The organism is Streptomyces sp. C (genome assembly GCF_000158895.1).
Lineage (GTDB): Bacteria > Actinomycetota > Actinomycetes > Streptomycetales > Streptomycetaceae > Streptomyces > Streptomyces racemochromogenes.
The window spans coordinates 203952-205694 of record NZ_GG657751.1; the positions used below are offsets into that span (position 1 = coordinate 203952).

Here is a 1743-nt window from a genome sequence, read left to right on the forward strand (position 1 = left end):
TGACCACGGCCAGTGCCGGCGCGGCGTCGCGGACCATGTACCGCACCCGCGCGGCCGGATAGCACGGGTCCACCGGCAGGTAGGCGGCGCCCGTGCGGAGCACGGCGAGCTGGGCGACGGTCATGGCGCGCGAGCGCGGCAGCAGCAGGGCGACGACCTCCCCCGGCCCGGCGCCGGCGGCGGCGAGCCGGCGGGCGAACCGCTCGGCGGCCGCGTCGAGCTGCGCGTACGTCAGGTCGCCCTCGGGGGAGGCGAGCGCGAGGGCCCCGGGGGTGGCGGCGGCGTGCCGGGCCACGGCGGAGGCCAGCGTCAGCGGCGGCGCGACGGAGTCCGGCTCCACGGAACCCGGGCCCTCCACCGCACCCGCGCCCTCCACCGCGCCGGGCAGGGCCAGCAGGCCGACCGGCCGCTCCGGGTGCTCGGCGAACTCGGCCAGGGCCGCCTCCAGGCAGTCCAGCAGCCGCTCCGGCGGCAGGTGGCCGAGCGCCCCCGGACGGTGGTCCAGGCGTAGGGCGAGACGATCCCCCGGGACCACGGAGAAGCCGGCGGCGTAGTGGTTGGCGTCGTACGAGACCGCCGACTCCAGGCGCAGCCCCGGTACGAGCCGGTCGAACTCGGCGGCGGCCAGCGGCGCGCGCTCGGCGACGGCGACCGTGTCGAAGAGCGGCCCGGACCCGGCGATGTGCTGGACGTCGGACGGCCCGAACTCCGCGGACCAGGGCTCCAGTTCGTCCAGCCGGTCCTGGACCCCGGTCACCAGCTCCGTCCAGGAGCGGTCCGGGTCCACGGCCACGGGGACGGGCTGGACGGTGGCGTGGGCGCCGATCGGGGGCTCGGCGGCCCGCGCCCCGCGTCCGGTGGTCAGCCCGCCGACGATCACCCTGTCCCGGCCGGCCGACAGCGCCTGCAGGGCAGCCCAGACGCTCTGCACCACGGCGTTCAGGGTCACGCCCACGGCTTCGGCGCGTGCGGTGAGCCGGCTGCTGCGCCGCTCGTCGAGGTGGCGGGTCAGCCGCACGGGAGCCGTGGTGAGGCCGGCCCCCAGGAGCAGCGGGGAGGCGTCGGAGAGGACCGCGCGCCAGCCCCGCTCGGCGGCCGCCCCGTCCACGGCGGCCGCGGGCGGCGCGGGCTTCGGCGCGGGCAGCCCGGCCGGCCCGGCCGCGTAGCCGGTGAACAGCTCCCTCACCAGCCGAGGCTGCGACCAGCCGTCGCACACCAGGTGGTGGTGGGTCAGCACCAGTACGGAGCGGTCCTCGCCGGTCCGGAGCAGCAGCAGCCGCAGCAGCGGCGGGGCGTCCAGCGCGAAGGGGGCGTCGCGCTCCGCACGGGCCAGGCGCGCCACCTCCTCCTCCCGCTCCCGCTCCCCGAGACCGCGCAGATCGGTCTCCCGCCAGGGCAGGGCGACGAGGCCCCGGGCGGCCACGACCGCCGCCGGGCCGGAGTCCCGGTGGGTGAACCCGGTGCGCAGGACGGCGTGGTGAGACAGCAGCCGGTCTCCGGCCGCGCGCAGCCGCGCCGCGTCCAGCGGCCCGTCGAGCCGGAGGACGAGCTGGAGGTTGTACAGCTCGGGGGCGTCCTGGTCGCGGCCGTAGACGAGCGTGACGAGCAGCCCGCGCTGCGCCGGGGTGAGCGGCGATGGCATGTCTTACCTCGTGTTCTCGGTGTGTCGGGTGGTGCGGGGAGTACGGGTGGCGGGGCCGGCGAAGGCGATCACGTCCGGGTCGCCGACGGGCGCGCCGATGC

At 78.1% G+C, this 1743-nt stretch carries 1 protein-coding gene; it reads right to left on the reverse strand.

The genetic code is table 11. From position 1 onward, the window contains the following. Positions 1–1642: condensation domain-containing protein (locus SSNG_RS34200; RefSeq protein ID WP_165365085.1), on the reverse strand; the 1642-nt coding region annotated here is incomplete at its 3' end. Positions 1643–1743 lie beyond the last annotated feature (101 nt).